The 23,085-nt window shown below is 62.9% G+C and carries 18 protein-coding genes, 1 pseudogene and 1 riboswitch; of the genes and pseudogenes, 9 read left to right on the forward strand and 10 right to left on the reverse strand.

Annotation, left to right across the window (positions count from 1 at the left end; all coding sequences use genetic code 11):
* The 4 genes and pseudogenes from NLY42_RS19630 to NLY42_RS19645 all read left to right on the forward strand — a co-directional run.
* The gene (locus NLY42_RS19630; protein WP_023695444.1) at positions 1-966 is read left to right on the forward strand and encodes a type II secretion system F family protein; all 966 of its coding nucleotides are present in this window, start codon (positions 1-3) and stop codon (positions 964-966) included.
* 148 nt (positions 967-1,114) lie between these two features.
* Positions 1,115-1,951, forward strand: a complete 837-nt coding sequence (locus NLY42_RS19635; RefSeq protein WP_023753326.1) for a PA3715 family protein — start codon at positions 1,115-1,117, stop codon at positions 1,949-1,951.
* A 133-nt stretch (positions 1,952-2,084) separates the two neighbouring features.
* The gene (locus NLY42_RS19640) at positions 2,085-2,555 is read left to right on the forward strand and encodes a hypothetical protein (protein ID WP_023667596.1); all 471 of its coding nucleotides are present in this window, start codon (positions 2,085-2,087) and stop codon (positions 2,553-2,555) included.
* Between the two features lie 842 nt (positions 2,556-3,397).
* A pseudogene (locus NLY42_RS19645) lies at positions 3,398-3,766 on the forward strand (GGDEF domain-containing protein); the annotation flags it as partial.
* 125 nt (positions 3,767-3,891) lie between these two features.
* Here the strand turns inward: NLY42_RS19645 and gcvP are convergent.
* The 3 genes from gcvP to gcvT are packed head-to-tail and all read right to left on the reverse strand — an operon-like array spanning position 3,892 to position 8,194.
* Positions 3,892-6,702, reverse strand: coding sequence for an aminomethyl-transferring glycine dehydrogenase (gene gcvP / locus NLY42_RS19650; RefSeq protein WP_023753324.1), 2,811 nt, complete (start codon positions 6,700-6,702; stop codon positions 3,892-3,894).
* A 17-nt stretch (positions 6,703-6,719) separates the two neighbouring features.
* The gene (gene gcvH, locus NLY42_RS19655; protein ID WP_023725711.1) at positions 6,720-7,088 is read right to left on the reverse strand and encodes a glycine cleavage system protein GcvH; all 369 of its coding nucleotides are present in this window, start codon (positions 7,086-7,088) and stop codon (positions 6,720-6,722) included.
* Positions 7,089-7,093: 5 nt separating this feature from the next.
* Positions 7,094-8,194 (reverse strand): glycine cleavage system aminomethyltransferase GcvT, encoded by a 1,101-nt coding sequence (gene gcvT / locus NLY42_RS19660; protein ID WP_023691145.1) that lies wholly within the window; start codon positions 8,192-8,194, stop codon positions 7,094-7,096.
* A gap of 149 nt (positions 8,195-8,343) precedes the next feature.
* A riboswitch (glycine riboswitch) is annotated at positions 8,344-8,430 on the reverse strand.
* 200 nt (positions 8,431-8,630) lie between these two features.
* Between gcvT and NLY42_RS19665 the strand changes: the two genes are divergently transcribed.
* On the forward strand, positions 8,631-9,632 hold the full coding sequence (locus tag NLY42_RS19665; RefSeq protein WP_023751525.1) for a hypothetical protein: 1,002 nt from the start codon (positions 8,631-8,633) through the stop codon (positions 9,630-9,632).
* Between the two features lie 151 nt (positions 9,633-9,783).
* Here the strand turns inward: NLY42_RS19665 and NLY42_RS19670 are convergent, their stop codons facing one another.
* From NLY42_RS19670 to NLY42_RS19695, 6 genes are all read right to left on the reverse strand, one after another.
* Positions 9,784-10,575 (reverse strand): molybdopterin-binding protein, encoded by a 792-nt coding sequence (locus NLY42_RS19670; protein ID WP_023681588.1) that lies wholly within the window; start codon positions 10,573-10,575, stop codon positions 9,784-9,786.
* Position 10,576: 1 nt separating this feature from the next.
* Complete coding sequence (locus NLY42_RS19675; RefSeq protein WP_023691148.1) at positions 10,577-11,452, reverse strand: cytochrome b/b6 domain-containing protein; 876 nt, start codon at positions 11,450-11,452, stop codon at positions 10,577-10,579.
* 136 nt (positions 11,453-11,588) lie between these two features.
* On the reverse strand, positions 11,589-12,281 hold the full coding sequence (locus NLY42_RS19680; RefSeq protein WP_023688301.1) for a DUF1345 domain-containing protein: 693 nt from the start codon (positions 12,279-12,281) through the stop codon (positions 11,589-11,591).
* Positions 12,282-12,302: 21 nt separating this feature from the next.
* A complete protein-coding gene (locus NLY42_RS19685; protein WP_023695438.1) occupies positions 12,303-12,776 on the reverse strand; it encodes a YaiI/YqxD family protein in 474 nt (157 codons plus the stop codon).
* 64 nt (positions 12,777-12,840) lie between these two features.
* Positions 12,841-13,410 carry an S-(hydroxymethyl)glutathione synthase gene (gfa, locus tag NLY42_RS19690; RefSeq protein ID WP_023710637.1) on the reverse strand — a complete coding sequence of 190 codons (570 nt, stop codon included), beginning with the start codon at positions 13,408-13,410 and terminating at the stop codon, positions 12,841-12,843.
* A 67-nt stretch (positions 13,411-13,477) separates the two neighbouring features.
* Entirely contained in the window at positions 13,478-14,605 is a 1,128-nt protein-coding gene (locus NLY42_RS19695; protein ID WP_023691151.1) for an S-(hydroxymethyl)glutathione dehydrogenase/class III alcohol dehydrogenase, read from the reverse strand.
* A 237-nt stretch (positions 14,606-14,842) separates the two neighbouring features.
* Here NLY42_RS19695 and NLY42_RS19700 point away from each other — a divergent pair, with 237 nt between their 5' ends.
* The 4 genes from NLY42_RS19700 to NLY42_RS19715 all read left to right on the forward strand — a co-directional run bounded on the left by NLY42_RS19700 (position 14,843) and on the right by NLY42_RS19715 (position 22,164).
* Entirely contained in the window at positions 14,843-16,855 is a 2,013-nt protein-coding gene (locus tag NLY42_RS19700) for an acetyl-CoA carboxylase biotin carboxylase subunit (RefSeq protein ID WP_023691152.1), read from the forward strand.
* A 259-nt stretch (positions 16,856-17,114) separates the two neighbouring features.
* On the forward strand, positions 17,115-20,642 hold the full coding sequence (gene dnaE / locus NLY42_RS19705) for a DNA polymerase III subunit alpha (protein ID WP_023753323.1): 3,528 nt from the start codon (positions 17,115-17,117) through the stop codon (positions 20,640-20,642).
* A 169-nt stretch (positions 20,643-20,811) separates the two neighbouring features.
* On the forward strand, positions 20,812-21,210 hold the full coding sequence (locus NLY42_RS19710) for a nuclear transport factor 2 family protein (RefSeq protein WP_023667583.1): 399 nt from the start codon (positions 20,812-20,814) through the stop codon (positions 21,208-21,210).
* A gap of 150 nt (positions 21,211-21,360) precedes the next feature.
* Positions 21,361-22,164, forward strand: coding sequence for a potassium channel family protein (locus tag NLY42_RS19715; RefSeq protein WP_023753322.1), 804 nt, complete (start codon positions 21,361-21,363; stop codon positions 22,162-22,164).
* Here NLY42_RS19715 and NLY42_RS19720 read toward each other — a convergent pair.
* Positions 22,139-23,053 carry a DMT family transporter gene (locus NLY42_RS19720; RefSeq protein ID WP_023753321.1) on the reverse strand — a complete coding sequence of 305 codons (915 nt, stop codon included), beginning with the start codon at positions 23,051-23,053 and terminating at the stop codon, positions 22,139-22,141. The two genes, NLY42_RS19715 and NLY42_RS19720, sit on opposite strands and share 26 nt — an antisense overlap.
* Positions 23,054-23,085 lie beyond the last annotated feature (32 nt).

The following is a 23,085-nucleotide window of genomic DNA, read 5'->3' on the forward strand; positions in this document are numbered from 1 at the left end:
ATGGATCAGGTGATCCAGTTTCTTGCCTCGTTGGCGCCGACGTCGCTGATGCCGGTAGCCGCGCTGCTGCTGGCATTGGGCGGCAGCGCGGTGGCATGGCCGCTGGTGGTGGCCAAAGGCGACCGCAACGATCTCAAGCGCCGGCTCAAGATCGACGACAGCAAGACTCCCCAACAGGCCGAGGCGGTGCCGAAGAAGAACCAGAGCGTCGTGCGCGAGAAGGCGGTGAAGCGGGCGCAGGAATTCTACGCCAAGAGCGATCCGGAAAATGTCGCCCGGCTGCGTATGAAGCTGATCCAGGCGGGCTATATGGAGCCGCGCGCGGTCGGCACATTCTTCCTGATCCGCTTCGCATGCCTGGTGGGCGCAGCGATCGGCGCGTTCCTGGTCAACCATTGGATGGGCAGCGCCGATTCCACCGCGACCAGCCGCTGGACCTTCATCATCCTGTCGGGAGCCGCCGGCTATTTCGTGCCCGGCCTGGTGCTCAGCCAGAAGGTGCGGGAAAAGATGCGCGAATACCGCAACGGCTTTCCCGACTTCATGGATTTGATGATCGTCTGCTCCGATGCCGGCATGAGCATGGAGGCCGGCATCGAGCGGGTCTCGAAGGAACTGGCCAAGACCTATCCGTCGCTGAGCCAGAATCTGCAGCTGGTGTCGCTGGAACTCAGGGCCGGCCGCAGCCTCGACGATGCATTGAAGGCGCTCGCCGACCGCCTCAGCCTGGACGAGGTGCGCTCCTTCGCCACGCTCTTGCAGCAGTCGAAGGAACTCGGCACCAGCCTCGCCGGGGCGCTGCGCGTGTTCTCCGACGAAATGCGCCACAAGCGCATGTCGCTGGCCGAGGAGAAGGCACATGCCTTGCCGGCCAAGATGTCGGTGCCGGTGGTGGTGTGCATCCTGCCGGTGGTGCTGATGATCGCCGTCATCCCGATCATCGTCAAAATGACGGCGGTTCAGTAGATATACCAAGGCAGTAGATACCAAGTGGCCGCCCGGCGGCTTTCTGCGGTTACTCACTTCAACTACGCTTCGCCTGGATGTCATATCCGGCCGGTTTGGCCGCTCTCCTTCGGCAAAATCCGCAAAAAGCAAAATGAGTGAGCCGTCCATGCGAATAGTCTTGTGCACCGCCTTCCTCGGCCTCGCCGCGGCCAGTCTGTCGCCGGCCTCGGCCGCGGCCGACGATTGCGGCGACGCTGCCGCTCTGGTGCAGCAGGCATATCCCAAGGCCCAAAAGAGTGCCGATGGCGCCTCCTTCACGCTCGAACCTCATACCAGCATCGCCCAGACGCTTTGGGATGGCGATGCGCCATTCGGCGTGGTCTGCAAGATCTGGCCCGCCCATGCCGACCTGTTGTTGGTCGCCGTGCCGCTGATCGACAGCTCCCAATCCAGCGACGACGGGCATTTCGGCGATGTCGAGCTTCTGGTCGTCGACAGGAAGACCCGGCAGGTGCGCCAGCGCCTGCTCCAGCCCGGGCTGATGACCGATGATGCCGTCGGCATCCGCGAGATCGACTTCGATACCGGGCGCTACAGATTGGCGCCCGATGTCGGCGCCTTCGGCCTGCGCATCGACATGGCAAACCATTCGCAGCCGAATCCTTTCAGTGAAACCGACCTGCGGCTCTATGCCCTTGACGGCGGTGCTCTGCGCCTGGTGCTCGACGGCATCATCGTGGCCGGCTTTGGCGGCGAAGGCGACACCAATTGCGCAGGATCCTTTCAATCCAACCGGGTCAGCCTGGCGATGAGCCCGGCGAGACATCACGGCTATCACGACATCACAGTGTTCGAGCGGTTGGACACCGACAATCCATCTGTCGACAAGAATGGCGAGTGCCAGTCCCATCCCGGCAGGTCCATGAAACGAACCTATCGGCTCCGCTACGACGGCAGGCGCTATCAGTTTCCGGCGGGGCTCAAGGCGCTGGAGCCGGAATAGGCTTCGGTTGGTTAATGGCTTCTGTGCCCGAAACCAAATTTTAGGCGCGTTTCCGCACTGAAGTTTAATCGCCCTGTTGTAGTCTGCTTCCTCAGAGAACGACCCGGTAAATCGGGCGATTGGGGCCAGGGGCATGCGTCACAGAAGTTTCACGGCAATGGCCGCGCTAGCGGCGGTCTTGATGGTCGGCGGCTGCACGACCGACAACGTCGACAAAACCAAGACCACATCGATCCAACCGGTGGCAAAAGACGTCAGCACCTCCGACCTTGCGCAAGGCAAGGCGCAGTTCCGCGAGGCCAATTACGGCCTTGCCGAACAGCATTTCCGCAAGGCCGTGGAACTGAAGGCCGACAGTGCCGAGGGATGGATGGGGCTTGCCGCCTCCTATGACGAACTCGGCCGCTTCGACTTCGCCGACCGCGCCTACGACCAGCTTTTGAAGGTTGCCGGGCGCAAGCCGCAGATTGTCAACAATATGGGCTATTCGCAGCTGCTGCGCGGCAACAAGAAGAAGGCGAGAGCGCTGCTCATGGAAGCAAGGGCCGGCATGGCCGACCCGAGCGTGATCAACGCCAATCTGGCGCTGCTCAACAAGGGCTGAGACTAGGGACACTCGCGTGCCGAGCTTCGCGGGACGGCAGTCGACGCTTTGTAAACCCTGTCGGCAGGTTGCTTTGAAAACCGGCCGAAAACGGTATCTCCGGCCGGTTGCATGCCTATGATGCGCCACAAATCGAAGATCCCAAAGGTTGCCGCTCATCCATGCTGGATTTCAGTTCGCTATTGCTGGCGGCTGCGCTGTCGGGCACATGCCTGAGCGTCACCATGTTTGTGATCTGGTTCACGGCGCCGCGTGCACGCTTCGTGCTGACGGTGGCGTGCGGCATTCTCGTCCTTGTCGCCCACGTCATCGTCTTCTGGCGCTACACGAGGGAGCCCAGTCCGTTGCTTTGTCAGGCAGCGTTGGCGCTGCTCAGCCTCGGTTTCCTGGCGCTTTCACTTTCGGCCATGCAATATCTTGGTGTGCGCAATTACAGCCGCGCTGTCCTGCCGGCCATGCTCGCGATCGCTGTCTGCGCCGGCGTGACCTATCTCGGTTTCGATGGTGTCGGCTTCATCCTCACCTATACGACGGTAACAGTGCTGCTCGCCTCGATCGGGGTGATGTTCTGGATCAAGGGCGGTCAGGATCGCGGCATTCTGCTGGTCGTTTCGGCGCTAAGCGGCGTCTGCGGCGTATCCTTCGGGCTCTGCGGCGCCGTGCTTCTGGTCAAGGGCCAGTGGGTGCTCGGCGTCGCACCCGACAATTGGGCCGAGCGGTTGAATTCGGTCGTGGCGGTCGCCTGCATGACGGCTCTCGGCGCGCTGACGCTGTCGCTGCATCATCTGCAGGCACAGATCGAACTGAAGGCCGAGACCCTGACCGACCCGTTGACCGGTCTGATGAACCGGCGGGCTTTGAACTCGCTCTATCGCGAGCGCGTCTTCGGCCCGTTCATGTCGGTCGCCATGTTCGACCTCGACCACTTCAAGCGAACCAACGATGTCTATGGCCATCCCGTCGGCGATCGGGTGCTCTGCCGTTTCGCCGCAGTCATCAAGAAGTATGACAGGGTTGGCGTCGACGCCTTCCGGCTGGGCGGCGAGGAGTTCGCGTTGGTCATGTCTCGGATGACCGAAGACAAGGCCTACGATTTCGCCAGCAGGATCGGCGTCGCCTTCGGCACGGAAGTGGTGCCGACGCCGCGCGGGCCGTTGCGCAGCAGCGTCAGCGGCGGCATTGGCTTTGGCAAGGAAGACGGCAGCAGCCTGGATGAAGTGCTGGCCGAGGCCGACCGGGCGCTCTACGCGGCCAAGAACGCCGGGCGAATCGCGTGCTTGTCCTCAACGGCAAAGCCGACGGACCGGCCCTGCGCTCAGCCTGACAGGCCAGAGTGTTATTCGGCGGCGCCGAGATATTCCGACAGCGGCGGGCAGGAGCAGACGAGGTTGCGGTCGCCGGCGACATTGTCGATGCGCGAGACCGGCGGCCAGTATTTGGCCGCTGTATCGACATCGTCGGCGGGGTAGGCCGCTTCCAGCCGCGAATAGGGGTGGGTCCACTGGCCGGCAAGGGTTTCGGCCGCCGTGTGCGGGGCATTGACCAGCGGGTTGTCCTCGAGCGGCCATTCACCCTTCGCCACTTTCGCTGCCTCGCCGGCAATGGCGATCATCGCCTCGCAGAACCGGTCGAGTTCGCGTTTGGGCTCGGATTCGGTCGGCTCGACCATCAGCGTGCCGGCGACAGGGAACGACATGGTCGGCGCGTGAAAACCGTAATCGATCAGCCGCTTGGCGATATCGTCGACGCTGATGCCAGCGCTCTCCTTGAGCACGCGCGTGTCGAGGATGCATTCATGCGCGATGCGATCGTGCCTGCCCTTGTAGAGAAGCGGGAAGTGCGGCGCGAGCCGCGTCGCCACATAATTGGCCGAGATGATCGCCGTCTCCGTCGCCTGCTTCAGGCCGGCGGCGCCCATCATGCGGATGTACATCCAGGTGATCGGCAGGATGGAAGCGCTGCCGAACGGGGCAGCGGACACGGCATGCGCCGAACCTTCGGTGACATGACCCGGCAGATAGGGTTTCAGATGCGCCCTGACGCCGATCGGACCGACGCCCGGACCGCCGCCGCCATGCGGGATGCAGAAGGTCTTGTGCAGGTTCATGTGGCAGACATCGGCGCCGATATCGGCGGGCCGCGCCAAAGCAACCAGGGCGTTAAGGTTGGCGCCGTCGAAATAGACCTGGCCGCCATGCTCGTGAATGAGAGCGCACAGGTGGCGCGCGCCTTCTTCGTAGACGCCGTGCGTCGAGGGATAGGTGAACATCAGGGCTGCGAGATTCTTCGAATGCTCGTTGGCCTTGGCCCGCATATCGTCCATGTCGATATTGCCGTCCTCCAGGCAACGCACGACGACGACGCTCATGCCGGCCATCGCCGCACTCGCGGGATTGGTGCCATGCGCGGACTGGGGGATCAGGCAGATGGTGCGATGGCCTTCGCCACCCGAACGGTGATAGGCGCGGATGGCGAGCAGGCCGGCATATTCGCCTTGGCTGCCGGCATTGGGCTGCAGGCTGACGGCGTCGAAGCCGGTGATCTCCGCCAGCCAGCCTTCCAGCTCGCCGACCATGGCGCGATAGCCGGCCGAATGGCTGGCCGGCGCGAAGGGATGGAGGTTGGCGACAACAGGCCAGCTGACCGGCATCATTTCGGCCGCCGCGTTGAGCTTCATGGTGCAGGAGCCCAACGGGATCATGGTGCGGTCGAGCGCCAAATCCTTGTCGGCTAGCCTGCGCAGCAGGCGCATCATGTCGGTCTCGGAGTGGTTTTCGCGGAAAACCGGCTGGGTCAGAAACTCCTTGCCGCGCGGCTTGCCGGGCATCGCGCCGGCCTCAGTAGCGCCGGACTTGGCGCCGAACAGGGCGGCGATAGCCTCGACATCCGCCTCGGTCGAGGTTTCGTCGAAGGCGATGCTGATGCGGTCGGCATCGATGACGCGCAGCAGCCGGCCACCTTTTTCAGCGGCAGCGGCGATCGAAGCTGCCTTGCCCTTCACTTTGGCCGTCACCGTGTCGAAACGGCTTGAGCCGAGCACGGAAACACCAGCGGTTTTCAGGCCTGCTGCGAGGCGGTTGGCGAGCTCATGGATGCGCGCTGCGATCGCCTGCAAACCAGTGGGGCCGTGCCAGATCGCATAGGCGGTCGCCATGTTGGCAAGCAGCGCCTGCGCGGTGCAGATGTTGGAGGTCGCCTTGTCGCGGCGGATATGCTGTTCGCGCGTCTGCAGGGCGAGGCGATAGCCGGGACGGCCTTTGCTGTCTATCGACTGCCCGACGAGGCGGCCGGGCATCAGCCGGGTCAGCTTGTCGGAGACGGCGCAATAGGCGGCGTGCGGGCCGCCAAAGCCCATCGGCACGCCAAAGCGCTGCATCGCGCCGACGGCGATGTCGGCGCCAAGCCTGGCCGGCGCGTCGGTCAGCGTGAGACCAAGCGGATCGGCGATGAAGACGACCACGGCGCCGGTGGCGCGAGCCTTCTCGATCGCCGCCATGTGGTCGCCATAGACGCCAAACGTGTCCGGCCAGGAGACCAGCAGGGCGGCGGTGTTGTCGTCGATGGTCTCGCCATCGATCTCGATGCCGAGCGGCTCGGCGCGGGTGCGCACGACGTCCAGCGTCTGCGGATGCGGCGTGCCGGCCAGCGCTACCTTGGTGCGCTTGTCGCGATGATGGCGCAGCGCGATGCCGACCGCTTCGGCCACCGCCGTCGCTTCGTCGAGCAGGGAAGCCGAAGCCACCGGCAGGCCGGTCAATTCGGTGACCAGGGTCTGGAAGTTGAACAGCATTTCCAGGCGGCCCTGGCTGATCTCGGCCTGGTAGGGCGTATAGGCGGTGTACCAGGCCGGGTTCTCGAACAGGTTGCGCTGGATGACCGGCGGCACGTGGACGCCGTGATAGCCGGCGCCGATGAAGCTCTTCAGCACCGTGTTTTTTGCCATGATCGCCGACAATTCGGCCAGCGCTTCGGCTTCGCTCGCCGGCGCGGGAAGGGTCAGCGGCAGATCGAGGCGGATCGACTGCGGCACAGCCTGGCTGATCAGCGTCTCGACAGAGGGAACGCCGATCACGGCAAGCATGGCTCTGACATCGTTTACATCAGGACCGATGTGGCGGGCCGAGAAGGGGGTAAGTGCTGCGCTCATGGCAATAGGTCCTGATATCAACCGATATGGGCTTTGTAGGCGGCCTCATCCATGAGGCCTGCGAGTTGGCCTTCGTCGGCGAGCATCATCTTCCACAGCCAGCCGTCGCCGGTCGCAGCGGAGTTGACCAGCGACGGGTCCGAGGACAGCGCGCCGTTGGCGTCGGTGATCTCGCCATCAACCGGCGCATAAACATCGGATGCCGCCTTGACGGATTCGACGACCACGGCGGTGTCGCCCTTACTGAGTTTGGTGCCGATTTGAGGCAGTTCGACGAAGACGAGATCGCCAAGCTGTTCCTGCGCATAGTCGGTTATCCCGACGGTGGCGATGCCTCCCTCGACGCTCAGCCATTCGTGATCTTGTGTGAAATAGGTTTTTGCCATCGGAATTATCCTTTGCGGTAGCGATGAGGAGTGAAGGGCAAGGAACTGATATCGACCGGGATTTTCGTCCCGCGAACGTCGGCGAACAGTTTCGTGCCCGGCTTGGCCAAGGCCGTTGACACATAGCCCATGGCGACGGGATGGCCGGCCGACGGGCCGAAGCCGCCTGATGTCACGTAGCCGGCCGGATCGCCGTCGGCATCGAACAAAGCAGCGCCGGCGCGCACCGGCTGGCGGCCGTCCGGCTTCAGGCCGACGCGCTTTTGCGACGGCCCGCGCTCCAGGATGGACCGCAGCGCATCGGCGCCGATGAAGGACCCGCCGGCGCGGAGATCTTTGGGGATCGCCCACATCAGGCCGGCACTCGCCGGATCGATCTCCGGCGTGATGTCCTGGCCGTGCAGGCACAGGCCGGCCTCCAACCGCAGCGAGTCGCGGGCAGCAAGGCCGATCCACAACACACGCTCGTCCTCGAGCAGTTTCGTTACCAGAGCGCGCGCATCCGCCTCCGGCAGGCCGATCTCGAAGCCGTCCTCGCCGGTGTAGCCGGAGCGGCTCATGAACCAGTTTTGCTTCGGCTCGATGCCATGCATGAACAAGAGTGAGCCGGTCTCGATGCCGGCGCGGGACAAGGCAGCCCAGGCTTCCGGCCCCTGGATCGCCAGGAAGACGCGGTCGAGCGCATCGACTTTGACGTCGAAGTCCGCGGCCAGCGCACGCAAATGCTTCTCGTCCTCGACCGCATTCCCGGCGTTGGCGACCACCATGAAGCGCTCGGCGCCGAGCCGGGTGACGATCAGATCGTCGATGATCCCGGCGGCCTCGTTGAGGAAGAAACTATATTTGGACTGTGAAATCTCAAGCGCGCCGGCATCGAGCGGACTGGCGCGGTTGAGCAGTGCCGCAGCGCCCGGTCCGCTGACAGCGAACAGCTTCATATGCGAAATGTCGAACAGGCCGGCATGTTCGCGGGTGTGAAGGTGCTCCTTCATCACGCCGGCCGGATAGGTCAGCGGCATCGACCAGCCCGCAAAGGCGCCAAAGCGTGCGCCGGCGGCGGTGTGCAGATCTTCGAGAGGAAGGTGTTTGGTGTCGTCGCCCGTCATGTCATCTCCAGAGTCGCACGCAATCGGCCGCTGCTGGCGACCAGTCCGTGCCCCTCTGTCTGAAGCCTGAGAGACTCGCGCAACCGGAACTCTGTCGGCGACGCTTACACCTTCGGCGCGGGGGCAAGCCCCGACTTTCCAGAGTGTCTTTCCCGTCTACGGTTCTTTTGCCTGAGAGATTTCGGGCGATTTCCCCTTCGGCGGCAGCTCGCGCTGCTCTCTCCCGCAAACAGGTAGGACTCAAAACTTAAGCCCTCGACGCGCCATCCATAGCTTGTCGGCGACACCTTGTCACCTGCCAGCGACACGTAAAGCGCGGCGTCTTTACAGTCTTCGCTAACCACGCCGTTTGCCGGTTTTTCAAGACAATGTGCGATATTCTGGGCTGACGGTTTGGCCGGCAATTGCGTTGGGCACGGCGGATGGGGATTGACAGATGGGCGAACGGATCGGGAGCGCGCCGGTGGCGGGGCTGGCCTCGAAGGACCGCATCACGGCGGAAGATGTCGTCATGCTGCGTCGCGAAGTGTTCGCCGACGGCGTGGTGACGCGCGGCGAGGCTGAAGCACTGTTCGCGCTCGATGCGACAGCGACGGACAAATGTCCGCAATGGCCTGAATTCTTCGTCGAGGCCGTTACCGACTACATCGTCCACCAGGAAAAGCCGGCAGGCTATATCTCTGAAGACAATGCCGGTTGGCTGATCCAGACCATCTCGCGCGACGGAATGGTCGACAGTGTGACCGAACTGGAGCTGCTGGTGCATGTGCTGGAAAGGGCGAAATCATCGCCCGGCCGGCTCTCCGCCTATGCGCTCGAGCAGGTCGCCAACGCGGTGGTCGACGGCAAGGGACCACTGATGCTCGGCGGCGCGCTGGTTCCCGGGCTGGTCGCCAAGGCAGAGGTCGATCTGTTGCGCCGCATTCTCCATGCCTATGGCGGCGACGGTAACATCGCCATCACACGGGTTGAGGCCGAGGTGCTGTTCCAGATCAACGAGCAGACCGCAGCGACCCACAACGACCCGTCCTGGAACGACCTGTTCGTCAAGGCGCTCGCCAATTTCGTCATGTGTTCGGCCGGCTACGAAGCGCCGACGCGCGATGTGGCGCTGCGTCGTGACAGTTTCTTGGACCAGGTCGAGCCCGAAATTGGTGGCTTCTTCAGCCGCATGGTGTCGGGCGGACTGGCCGGCATCATGGAAGCCTATCGTTCGCCCGGCGATATCGAGGCCGAATGGGAGTCGAAGAACCGTGCCGCCGAGGCACTCGCGCGCCGCGCCGAGACGATCGACGCCAGCGAGGCGAAATGGCTGGCCGATCGCATCGGCACCGACCGCCCGCTGCGTGACAATGAACGCGCGCTGCTGACGCTGATCAAACTCGCCTCGCCGGAGATACATCCGGCGCTCAAGCCACTGCTCGACAAGGTTGCTTAAGCCGCGCCGTTTTCTGCGACCGTTTTGCAGAGGACGATATTGGAGTGTCTTCAGGCCAATCGCCAAGTTCGGCCACGCGATCGAAACCGGCTTCCTCAGGCAAGCTCGGTTCGGTCGGAGTCAGATCGTGCTCGGTCAGAATGCGAGGCCATCAAATCCCGCCATACCAGTCATAGCCATTGTCTTCCCAATAGCCGCCGCGGCCGCCGCCGATATTGGCAAAACTGTCGACGAGCTCGATCTTGTAGAGATACTTCGGCATCTTGTAGCCGAGCTGTCGTTCGACGCGCACGCGCAGCGGCGCGCCGTTTTCGACCGGCAGCGGCTTGCCGTTGAGGCCGTAGGCGAGGATCGTCTGCGGGTGGCGGGCATCGATCAGGTCGATGGTGCCGTAATATTTGATTTCCCCGGAGAGGCTGCGATCGATCGTATCGAGGCAGTGGAACATGACATAGCGGGCCTGCGGCTTGACCACAGCCTGGTCGAGCACCAGCGACAGCGGGGTGCCGGTCCATTTGGCGATGCAGCTCCAGCCTTCGACACAGTCGTGGCGGGTGATCTGCGTGCGGCTCGGCATGTTCTCCAACTGCTCGCGGCTGAGCGACAGCGGCTTTTCGACCAGGCCCGTTACCTCCAGCCGCCAGTCGGCGAAATTGTTGGCGAGCAGGCCCTTGTAGGTGTCATCGTCGGGCGCGGTGACGCCGTTCGGCCGCTGCGGCTGGCGGATGTCGGCCTCGGTGAATTCCGGCGCCAGAGCATCGCGGCCGGCAAGCCAGCGTTGCGCGCGGTAGGTCAGGCCATTGGCGTTTTCGAGGAAACTGCGCAGGCCGTCGCCCATGCCGAGCTGGCTGTCGAAGGCATCGCAGCCCGACAACATGATGCCGGAAACGCCGAGGCCGGCGCCCGTCAGGAACTTTCGGCGGCTGATCTGGAATTTGGCCATCTCACGCACTCCTCTCGGTGTCGCCATGCCTTGGCGGATCGGTGCGGTACCAGCCGGTGATGATCGAGCGCAGTTCGTTGATCGGGCCGGCGGCGAGGATCATCATCATATGGACGATGAAAAAGCCGACCAGCAGCACCATCACCGTGAAATGGATGGTGCGCGCCGTCTGCCTTCCGCCGAGCAGTTCGTTGAGCCAGGGCAGCACCGAGTTCATGCTCGGCGACATGGCAAGGCCGGTGATGATCATGAGTGGCAACAGCACGAACAGTACGCCGCCATAGGCCATTTTCTGCAGCGTGTTGTATTCGCGTGTGTGGTGGAACCTGAGCTTGGCGTGCTCGATGATGTCCTGCGGCAGCCGCTTGAGATCGTCAAGGCGCGGCGCCAGATCGCGGCGCAGATGGCCGTTGACCAGGCTGGCGACCAGCCAGACGACCAAGGTGGTTGTCAGTATCCAGGCGAAGAAGAAATGCACAACGCGGGCGGTGCCGAGATCGTAATAGGACGGGATTGTCGCCCAGGACGGGAAGGCACGCGACGTTTGCTGCCGGGCCGGGCCCGACCAGCCGAGCACGCCTGTGGTGTCGAAGCGATGGCCGAAGATTTCGGTATAGCCGCGCGGGCCGGTGGCGGTGTTTTCGGCGCCGATGGCAAAGACGGTGTTGTTGTACTCGAAGCCGGATTGCTTGCCGATGTAGAGCTGCGGCCGGGCATTGAAGATCTGCAGGCCGGATAAAAGCAAGAAGAACAGCGAGATCGCCCACAGCCAGTGCGTCAGGCGGGTCCAGCGCGATTGCCGGTAGATCAGCGTCGCATCCTTCGTTGAGGCGGCATCGACGCCTGCGCCGGGCTGACTCATGGTAATGGTTTCCATCTTTTCCTCGCCTCCGGCTGCGCGATCCTGGGATGGCCGCGCTCGTCCTTGTCCTCCCAATACGTCGCTATCGAAAGCGATGTTTCATGCGGTCACGTTTTTATTACGGGCACGGGTTTATCGCGGGCACGGATACTCAATTGCCGAGGCTCACCGCGAGATTGACGACGGCGGCGACGATGACGGCGTTGAAGAAGAACGACAGGATCGAATGGACAAGCACCACGCGGCGCATATGCGAGGTCGTGATCGCGGTGTCGGCGGTCTGCGCGGTCATGCCGATCACCGTCGCGAAATAGAGAAAGTCCCAACCGTCCGGCCGTTTGCTGCCGGGAAAATCGAGGCCGCCGACCGGTATCTTCTTCTTGGTTTCGGCATCGATCGCGTCGCCGTCCATCCAGTAGACATGCGCATAGTGGAGGGCGGCCATGGCATGGATGGTGAACCAGCCAAGCGGGATCGACAGCATGGCGAAGCCGAGTTCGATGGGGTCGCGATCCTTGTGATTGATCAAAAGGAACAGCAGGACAATGGCCATGGCGACGATGCCGAGCGTGATGGCAAAGATGCCCAGCACTGGGAGGTCCAGTTCGCGCGCGTTCTTGCTGAGATAGCGGCCGGACAGCAGCGGCATCTTGGCGATGACGAGCGCGATGAAGACGACGAAGAAGGAATCGGCGGCAATCGAGATCGAATAAGCAAGCCGCGTGGAGACGGGGAGCGATCCAATCAAAGGCAATACCGCGGCAAATACGACCAGACCGACGGCTAGCGACACAAAGAACTGCTTGTGCCGCTGCAAGGGGTTATTCGGCGATGTGTCGGCCATAGCCCGACCTCGGATGATGCTTCACGTCTGGTCGGGTGTGACGGATTTCAGAGCCCGCCGCAAGATACGGTCGAGCTCACCCAGGAAACGCGAGCGATCCTGTGGCGCAAAGCTGGCATTGTAGCCCTTGCTCTCGCCGGTTTCGCGCAGATGCTGCTTCAAATCGCGCATTGCAACCGCCATGCCGATGGTCTCCGGCGTGAACGGCCGGCCGGTTGGCCCAAGCACATGCGCGCCGAGCGCCACGGTGCGAGCGGCAAGCGGGATGTCGGCGGTGATCACGATGTCGTTGGGTTTTGCGTTCTCGACGATCCAATCGTCAGCGGCATCGGCGCTTTTAGAGACGACGACGTTGCGAATCATCGGATCGCGCGACGGACGCAGCCCGCCATTGGAGACGTAGGTGACGACCACGCCATGGCGCTCGGCGACCTTCTCGACCTCGGCTTTCACCGGGCAGGCGTCGGCGTCGACGTAGATGGCGGGTGCCGGCATTATCTCTCCAAAACGGACATGGGGCCGGCATGTTACCCGGCCCCATGCCAGAAATCTCGTACTGTCAGGCCGGCCGCGCGCCCGACTTCTTCGCCGTCCAGGTGGCAATGTAATCCATCAGGCCGGGGTTGAGACAGTCATAGGGCTCGAGGCCCATCGACTTCAACTGGCCGCGGATGCCGTCCATGCGCTTGGGGTCGACACCGGATTCGATGATCGACGAAACGAAAGCGGTGAAGCCCGGCGGTGACCAGCCGTCTTCCTGGAAGCGCTCGGGATGGATGAAGGACAGACCTTTGAACGGATGGTCGCGCTCGACCGGTCCGTGCATATGGACACCGCAGCCGGTGCAGGCGTGACGCTGGATAAGTGCCGAGGGGTCGACCACTTTCAGCTTGTCGCCGTTTTCGGTGACTGTGACATCGCCGGTGCCGGCTACGGCCACGACCGAGAACACCGCGCCGTCAGGCTTCCAGCATTTGGTGCAGCCGCAGGCATGGTTGTGGGCGATCTGGCCCTTGACCGTCACCTTCACCGGCTTGCTGGTGCAGGCGCAGACCAGCGTGCCGCCGGCAAAGCTTGCGCTTTCCTTCGGCAGGCCATTGTCGATTTTCGGATGCAGTTTCTCAGGCATTATCTTCCTCCCTTGTTGAACCCATGCAACTACAGTCGCTGGCCCTTCGGTCGGCGGCTTCTTCTCCTCAATAAACGACGACGCTCCTGATCGACTTGCCCTCATGCATGAGGTCGAAGCCCTTGTTGATGTCTTCCAGCTTCAGCAAATGGGTGATCATCGGGTCGATCTGGATCTTGCCGTCCATGTACCAGTCGACGATTTTTGGCACGTCAGTGCGGCCGCGTGCGCCGCCAAAGGCGGTGCCCATCCAGGTGCGGCCGGTGACCAGCTGGAATGGCCTGGTCGAAATCTCCTGGCCGGCGCCCGCAACGCCGATGACGACCGACTTGCCCCAGCCGCGATGCGAGGCTTCCAGCGCCTGGCGCATTACCTTGGTGTTGCCGGTGCAGTCGAACGTGTAGTCGGCGCCGCCGATCTGGTCGGCACCGCGCTTGGTCATGTTGACGAGGTGGGGGACGATGTCGCCGTCGATCTCCTTCGGATTGACGAAATGCGTCATGCCGAACCTCTCGCCCCATGCCTTCTTGTCGTTGTTGAGATCAACGCCGATGATCATGTCGGCGCCGGCCAGCTTCAGGCCCTGGATGACATTCAAGCCGATGCCGCCTAGGCCGAAGACCACGGCGGTCGCGCCTTGCTCGACCTTGGCGGTGTTGATGACAGCGCCAATGCCGGTGGTGACGCCGCAGCCGATGTAGCAGATCTTGTCGAAGGGGGCCTCGGGGTTGACCTTGGCCACCGCGATCTCGGGCAGCACGGTGAAGTTGGAGAAGGTCGAGCAGCCCATATAGTGAAAAATCTTGTCCTTGCCGATTGAGAAGCGCGACGAGCCGTCCGGCATCAGGCCCTGGCCCTGCGTGGCGCGGATGGCGGTGCACAAATTGGTCTTGCGCGACAGGCAGGACGGGCACTGCCGGCATTCCGGCGTGTAGAGCGGGATGATGTGGTCGCCCTTCCTGACGCTAGTGACGCCCTTGCCGACATCGACGACGATTCCGGCGCCTTCATGGCCGAGGATTGCCGGAAACAGACCTTCGGGATCGGCGCCCGACAAAGTGAACTCGTCGGTGTGGCAGATGCCGGTCGCCTTGATCTCGACCAGCACCTCGCCTTCGCGCGGTCCGTCGAGGTCGACCTCCATGATTTCCAGCGGCTTTCCGGCGGCGACAGCGACAGCGGCGCGGGTTTTCATCAGGCAATTCCTCCCAAGGCGATTGGTCTTCAGGCTTTCAGGGTTTTTATACTGTTTCAACCCGATTTGGCGACCAAATATGGCGCAAATCTTGGCTCAGTCGTCGGCGAGCCCAACCTTCGCCCCTCGGCACGGGCCTGGCGGGCAGGGAGTGTCTTGATGGGTGCGCTGCCGGCGGTGCTTGAGCCCGGCTGCCGAAGCCCATAAGAAGGACGAAAGACCGAGGAAACGCCTTCGATGTTCACGAAAATCCTGATCGCCAATCGCGGCGAGATTGCTTGCCGCGTCATCAAGACGGCGCGCAGGATGGGGATTGCCACCGTAGCGGTCTATTCCGACGCCGATCGCGACGCCGTGCACGTCGAAATGGCCGACGAAGCCGTGCATATCGGGCCATCGCCGGCCGCGCAAAGCTATCTTCTGCCTGAAAAGATCATCGCTGCCTGCAAGGAGACGGGCGCGCAGGCCGTGCATCCCGGCTACGGTTTTCTGTCGGAGCGGGCCGCCTTCTGCGAAGCGCTTGAGGCTGAGGGCATGGTCTTCATCGGTCCAAAAGCCAAGGCGATCAAGGCGATGGGCGACAAGATCGAATCGAAGAAGTTCGCCAATGCCGCAGAAGTGTCGACGGTACCGGGCTGGCTTGGTGTCATCGAAAATGCCGACCATGCCGAAAAGATCGCCGGCGAGATCGGCTATCCCGTGATGATCAAGGCCTCGGCCGGCGGCGGCGGTAAAGGCATGCGCATTGCCTGGAGCCAGTCGGAAGTGCGCGACGGCTTCGACCGGGCGCGCTCGGAGGCGAAAAGCTCGTTCGGCGACGACCGCGTCTTCATCGAAAAGTTCGTCGTCGATCCGCGTCATATCGAAATCCAGGTGCTGGCCGACGCGCATGGCACCGCCCTCTATCTCGGCGAGCGCGAATGCTCGATCCAGCGCCGGAACCAGAAGGTTGCGGAAGAGGCGCCGTCGCCATTCCTCGATGCCAGGACGCGCAAGGCCATGGGCGAGCAGGCCGTGGCGCTGGCCAAGGCGGTCGACTACCAGAGCGCCGGCACCGTCGAGTTCATCGTCGATGCTGAAAAGAACTTCTATTTCCTTGAAATGAATACACGATTGCAGGTCGAGCATCCGGTGACGGAGCTTGTTACCGGCATCGACCTAGTCGAGCAGATGATCCGTGTCGCCGCCGGCGAGAAGCTGGCGATCGAGCAGAGCGACGTCAAGCTGAACGGCTGGGCGGTGGAAAGCCGGCTCTATGCCGAGGATCCCTATCGCAATTTCCTGCCCTCGATCGGCCGTTTGACGCGCTACCGGCCGCCGGAGGAGGGCACGTTCGGCGACATCGTCATCCGCAACGACACCGGCGTCACCGAAGGTTCCGAGATTTCGATGTTCTATGACCCGATGGTGGCAAAACTCTGCACATGGGCGCCGACACGGCTGGCGGCAATCGACGCCATGTCGGAAGCGCTGGACAGTTTCGTCGTCGACGGCATCGAGCACAACATTCCATTCCTGGCGGCGCTGATGCAGCATCCGCGCTGGCGCGAGGGGCGGATATCGACGGGCTTCATCGCCGAGGAATATCCTGACGGCTTCGCGCCGATCGTGCCCAATGGCGATGAAAAGGCAGTGCTGGCGGCGATCGCCACCGCGGTCGAGCTTCTGCGCCGCGACCGGCTCGACCGGCTGGGCGGGCGGCTGGCGCCGCATTCGGGCGCACTCAAGCGCGATTGGGTGGTGAAGCTCGGCGACGACTATCTCCAGGCTTCGATCATCGAGGGCATGATCTCCATTCCGATGGAAATCGATCTGTCGGTCGATGGCGGCAAAGCGCTGACCGTGGCGTCCGACTGGCGGCCGGGCGACCTCATCTGGCGCGGCACTGTCGGTGCCCGCAAGGTCACGGCGCAGATCAGGCCGGCGCCGAACGGCCTGCGCATTGCCTGGAAAGGCATGTCGGTGACGGCGCGCGCCATGCTGCCGCGCACGGCGGAGCTGGAAAGGCTGATGCCGGAGAAGGTGGCGCCGGACACGTCCAAGATGCTGCTTTGCCCGATGCCGGGCCTGGTCGTGTCGATCGCGGTTGCCGAGGGGCAGGAGGTCAAGGCCGGCGAGACGCTGGCCGTGGTCGAGGCGATGAAGATGGAAAACGTGCTGCGCGCCGACCGCGATCTTGTCGTGTCGAAGCTCAACGCCAAGCCGGGTGACAGCCTGGCTGTCGATGCGGTGATCATGGAGTTCGCCTAGAGATTGTTTGGAAATTCTACTCCGGCGGCCATCTGAAGGTGGTTCTGCGCTTCCCGTGCTCACGGACCAATGGCCGCTGCGCTCCGGTTCTCGAAACCACCATCATATGACTCGCCAGTGCGAATTTCGAACAATCTCTGAGCCGTGCGGCTGGGTACGGAAGCCTGTGGTCGGTGGTCATTTGTGCTGGACTGGCATCGCCCGGTCCGGGACAATACATCTCCATCGACTCAAAGCCCTTCGAGCAATTTGAAACATCATGGCGGATGACAAACTTCCACGCGATCCCCTGAGGCGCGAAGCAGCGCTCGCTGCTGCGCGCCCGGAGGCGCCGGCGCGGCCGTTCATCCATCTGCGCGTGCATTCGGCGTATTCGCTGCTCGAGGGCGCCTTGCAGGTCGCCGCCGTTGTCGGTCATGCAGTCAAGGACGAGTGCCCGGCAATCGCAGTCACCGACACAAACAATCTGTTCGGCGCGCTGGAATTTGCCCAGAAGGCGGTGAAGGAAGGCATCCAGCCGATTATCGGTTGCCAGATCGATCTCGCCTTTTCCGGCGAGACCAGCGACGCGCAGCGCGACCGCCGCCGCCATGGTCCGGAGATGCACGCCGTGGTGCTGCTCGCCGCCACCGAGGCCGGCTACAGCAACCTCGTCAGGCTGGTCAGCCAGGTCTATCTGGAGACGCCGCCGGGCGAGCCCGTGCATCTGACGTCAGCAATGCTGGAAGGCCATAGCGATGGCCTGATCTGCCTCAGCGGCGGGCCGCGCGGCCCGATCGGCCGGGCGCTGAAGGAGGATCGCCGAGATCTTGCCGAGACGCGGCTTCTGGCACTCAAGGCGCTGTTCGGCGACCGGCTCTATGTCGAGCTGGACCGTGTTTCCGGTTATGACCGCGCTATCGAGAAATCATCGGTCGACCTTGCCTATATCCATGATCTGCCGCTGGTCGCCACGAATGAGGCGTTCTTCGCCGCCCGCGACGACTATGACGCGCATGATGCTCTGATCGCCATTGCCGAGGGTTCGGTGGTTGCCGCCGACAACCGTCGCCGGCTGAGTTCGGACAATTTCCTGCGCAGCCAGGCGGATATGGCGCGGCTGTTCGCCGACCTGCCGGAAGCGATCGACAACACCGTCGAGATCGCGCTGCGCTGTTCCTATTATCCCAAGACCCGCAATCCGATCCTGCCACGCTTTACCGGCGGCGATGTCGCCGACAATGAGGTGGCGCTGAAAGCGGAGGCCGATGAGCTACGCCGGCAGGCGCATGAGGGGCTCGAGGCGCGGCTGGCTGCGCATGGGCCCACTTCCGGCTACACGGTCGAACAATACCGCGAGCGGCTCGATTTCGAACTCTCCATCATCGAGAAGATGAAGTTTCCCGGCTATTTCCTGATCGTCGCCGACTTCATCAAATGGGCCAAGGCGCAAGGCATTCCGGTCGGGCCGGGCCGTGGTTCGGGCGCCGGATCGCTGGTCGCTTATTCCACGACCATCACCGACATCGATCCGCTGCGCTTCTCGCTGCTGTTCGAGCGCTTCCTCAACCCCGACCGCGTGTCGATGCCCGACTTCGACATCGACTTCTGCCAGGACCGGCGCGAAGAGGTCATCCGCTACGTCCAGCAGAAATATGGCCGCGACCAGGTTGGGCAGATCATCACCTTCGGTACGCTGCAGGCGCGCGCGGTGCTGCGCGACGTCGGCCGCGTGCTGCAAATGCCTTACGGCCAAGTCGACAAGCTCTCCAAAATGGTGCCGCAGAACCCCGCCAATCCGGTCAAGCTGGCGGATGCCATCGCCAACGAGCCGCGCTTTGCCGAGGAGGCCGAGAAGGAGCCAATCGTGCAGACGCTGCTCGATATGGCGCAAAAGCTGGAAGGGCTCTACCGCCACGCTTCGACGCACGCCGCCGGCATCGTCATCGGCGACCGGCCCTTGTCGGAACTGGTGCCGATGTACCGCGATCCGCGCTCCGACATGCCGGTCACCCAGTTCAACATGAAATATGTCGAACAGGCCGGGCTGGTGAAGTTCGACTTCCTCGGCCTGAAGACGCTGACCGTGCTGGAGACGGCAGTGAAGCTGATCCGCCGGCGCGGCATCGAGATCGACCTGGCGACGATCCCGCTCGACGACCCTGAAACCTACGCCATGCTGTCGCGCGGCGAAGTGGTCGGTGTGTTCCAGGTGGAAAGTGCCGGTATGCGCAAGGCGCTGATCGGCATGCGGCCCGACTGTATCGAGGACATCATCGCGCTGGTGGCGCTCTACCGCCCCGGCCCGATGGAGAACATCCCGACCTACAACGCCAGAAAGCATGGCGAAGAGGAGATGGCCTCGATCCATCCCAAAATCGACCATCTGGTGAAGGAGACGCAAGGCGTCATCGTCTACCAGGAACAGGTGATGCAGATCGCGCAGGAGCTGTCGGGGTATTCGCTCGGCGAAGCCGACCTGCTGCGCCGCGCCATGGGCAAGAAGATCCGCGCCGAAATGGACAAGCAGCGCGAGCGCTTCGTCACTGGTGCGGTCGAACGCGGCGTCGGCAAGCCGCAGGCCGACTTCATCTTCGACCTTCTGGCCAAGTTCGCCGACTACGGCTTCAACAAATCGCACGCGGCCGCCTACGCCGTCGTGTCCTACCAGACCGCCTATCTCAAGGCGCATTACCCCGTCGAGTTCCTGGCGGCGTCGATGACGCTCGACATGGGCAATACCGACAAACTCGCCGATTTCCGCCAGGATGCGCTGCGTCTCGGCATCGAGGTGGTGGCGCCGTCGGTGATGACCAGCTTCCGCAATTTCGAGGTCGGCGAGAACCGCATTTACTATTCGCTGGCGGCCCTCAAGGGCGTCGGCGACGCTGCGGTCGAGCACATCGTCGCCATGCGCGGCGAAAAGCCGTTCAAGAATCTCGCCGATTTCTGTGAAAGGGTCGATCCCAAGATCGTCGGCAAGCGCGTCTTCGAAAGCCTGATCATGGCCGGCGCGCTCGACTGCTTCGGCCACGACCGCGCCCAGATGATGGCCGGCGTCGAACGGATGATGGGGCTGGCTTCTCTGGCGCAGCAGAATGCCATTTCGGGCCAGCACGACATTTTCGGCGCGTCGCTCGGCGCGCAACAGCAGGCGCTCAATTTGCCGCAGACCGATCCGTGGCTTGCCGCCGACCGGCTGCACCGCGAATTCCAGGTCGTCGGCTTCTATCTTTCGGCGCATCCGCTCGACGAGTACAAGGCGGCCCTGCAGAAGATGCGCGTGCAAAACTGGGGCGAGTTCTCGGCTGCGGTCAAACGCGGTGCCGCCGCGGGCCGGCTCGCCGGCACCGTCACCACCAAGCAGGAGCGCAAGACCCGAACCGGCAACAAGATGGGCGTCATCGCCTTTTCCGACACATCTGGCCAATATGAAGCCGTGCTGTTTTCGGAAGGGTTGGCGCAGTATCGCGATCTGCTCGAGCCCGGACGTTCGGTGGTGATCACCGTTTCGGCCGAGGATAGGCCCGAAGGGGTCAATCTGCGCATCCAGACGGTGCAGTCGCTGGAGGATGAGGCCAGCCGTATCCAGAAGGCGCTGCGCATCTTCGTGCGCGATGCGGCTCCGATCGGCATGCTGGCCGGCCAACTGGCGGTAAAGGGCGAGGGCCAGGTCAGCTTCGTGCTGATCAAGGAAGCCGGGCAAGGTGAGATCGAGATCGAATTGCCCAATCGCTACCGCATCTCGCCGCAGATCGCGTCGGCCATGCGCGCGGTGCCGGGTGTGGTCGAAGTCGAGCTCGTCTAGGCTGCGCTGATATACACGGCAATCGCATCGACGTCGGCCAGTGCATGACGGCATAAAGATGCTCTGGGCCTGACATTGCAGCCGATAGGGCCAGCGTGCGGGGCGTGGTTGACCTGACCTTCCTTTGAACCACATGCGTTGAGCAGAAACTTCAAAGGAACGCACAATCATGCCCAGCCGCGAACGCGTCGAAGCCTTCCTCAAGGAGGTGGTCGAAGGCAGCCACGTCAAAGCGATCGCCGACTTCTACCATGACGATGCCACCATGCAGGAAAATCTCGGCGTCCCGCGGCGCGGCAAGGAAACACTGATGGCGCATGAGCAGGCAGCACTCGACCGGATCGAGAAGATGCACACCCATCCTGTCCAGACATTCCTGGTCGATGGCGACAATGTCGCCATACGCTGGACCTTCGACCGTGTCGACAAGGCCGGCACCGTGCGCCGGCTGGAAGAGGTGGCCCTGCAGCGCTGGCGTGGTGACCGGATTGCGGAGGAGCGGTTCGTCTACGACACCGCCTCGGCCTGGCGCCTTGTCGGGCCGGACGGCAAGGTGGTGGAGGGGTGACGATCACCGGGTCAGATCATGATGAGATTTGGTTGAAATCTCATCATGATCTAACCCTTTGTTGGAGCATGATCTTTTCCGCAAACCGGCACCCCATTTTTTGGGATCATGCTCTAGACGACCCCGGCTGGGACCGTTACGCACTTGGTGATGAAAGCAGCCGAGAAGGACGGATTGCAGCAAAGCTCAGCGATGGCGCGGCTGCGTGACAGGCTGCGCAAGCTCTATCACGGACGCACGCCGGCGGCGTTCCGGTTTCAACTGGCGGCGGTCATCATCGACCTCGCCATCATCGCCTTCTTCGTTGCCACGCCGGTGCTCCAGGACAAGCCGTCATTCCTGTGGCTCGACTATACCGTCGCCGCATTGGTCGCCGCCGACCTGATTGCCCGGCTGTTAGCCTCCAACGACATGCTGCGGCTGATGAAACAGCCGACATCCTGGGTCGATGTCTTCATCCTTTTGACGCTGCTGATGCCGACGGCGCTGGCAAATCTGGCGTTCCTGCGCATCCTGCGGCTGTGGTCGCTGTCGCGCAGCGGTTCGCTGTGGCAGCATTTCGAAATGCGTGGCTTGAGGCCCTGGCGCGAGGCGAGCCACGCGGTCATCAACCTGTTGACGTTCCTGTTCGTCATCACCGGCTTCGTCTACACCTTCTTCTTCCGCACCGGCGCCGGCCTCGAAAACTACATTGATGCGCTGTATTTCACCGTTGCCACGGTGACGACGACCGGTTTCGGCGACATCGTGCTGCCGGGGATCGCCGGCAAGCTGACCGCGATCGCCACCATGATCATCGGCATCTCGCTGTTCGTCAGACTGGCGACGGCGATTTTTCGACCCGCCAAGGTGTTCTTTCCCTGTCCGCAGTGCGGACTGCAACGGCATGAGCCGGACGCCGTGCACTGCAAGGCCTGCGGGCATCTTCTCAACATACCGGATGAGGGGAATTGACCGACCGCTCCGAGGCCGCGACCTCGGCCGGCTTTGGCGCCTTGCGCTGCAGGTTGAGCAGGTTGCCCATCAGGATCAGCAGGGCGCCGCCGGCTGTAAAGATGTCGATCTGTTCGCTGTAGAGCAGCCAGCCGATCAGCGCCGACAGTGGCACGCGCAGGAAATCCATCGGTGAAATCACCGTAGCGTCGGCATAGGTGAGGGCACGCGCCATGCAGAAATGCGACGACATGCCGGTGAAGGCAATCAGCAGGATCCATGGCCAGAGTTCGAGCGGTGGGTTGCGCCATTCATAAAGCGCCGGGATCAGGCCGACCACTGACTGGATGATCAGCATCCAGAAGATGATGCGCACGACACTGTCCGTGCGGGTCAGCGACTTGACCAACACCACCGATACGCCAAAGCACACGGCCGCGCCGAGAACGACGAGGTGACCCGGATCCATGGAGCCGACGCCGGGGCGAACGATGACCACCACGCCGATCAGGCCAAGCACGACCGCCGCAATTTTCGGGCGGGAGAGCCTTTCGCCAAGAAAGGTCACCGCCAGGATCGCGGTCCAGATCGGCGTGGTGAATTCGATCGATATGAGCACCGCAAGCGGGATCAGCGTCAGCGCATAGAGCCATGCCGCCTGGCCCGTATAGTGGATGACATTGCGAGCGATATGGGCCAACGGGCGCTGCGTGCGCATTGCAGCGAATCCGCCGCTCATCGTCACCAGCGGCAACAGGATGAAGAAGCCGATCACCGAGCGCAGTTCCAGCACCTGGAAGACGTTGAGCTCGGCGGTGGTTGCGCGGCCGGCGACCGACATCGCCAGAAACGAGGCGATCGACAGCGCCATCCAGAACGCGGCTTTGGGGATCGATGGGGAAGGTGCCATAGGCGCTATGTCGCAAGCCGGGACTTCTATCG

The sequence above is a fragment of the Mesorhizobium sp. C372A genome (genome assembly GCF_030323245.1).
In the GTDB taxonomy this organism is placed as follows: domain Bacteria; phylum Pseudomonadota; class Alphaproteobacteria; order Rhizobiales; family Rhizobiaceae; genus Mesorhizobium.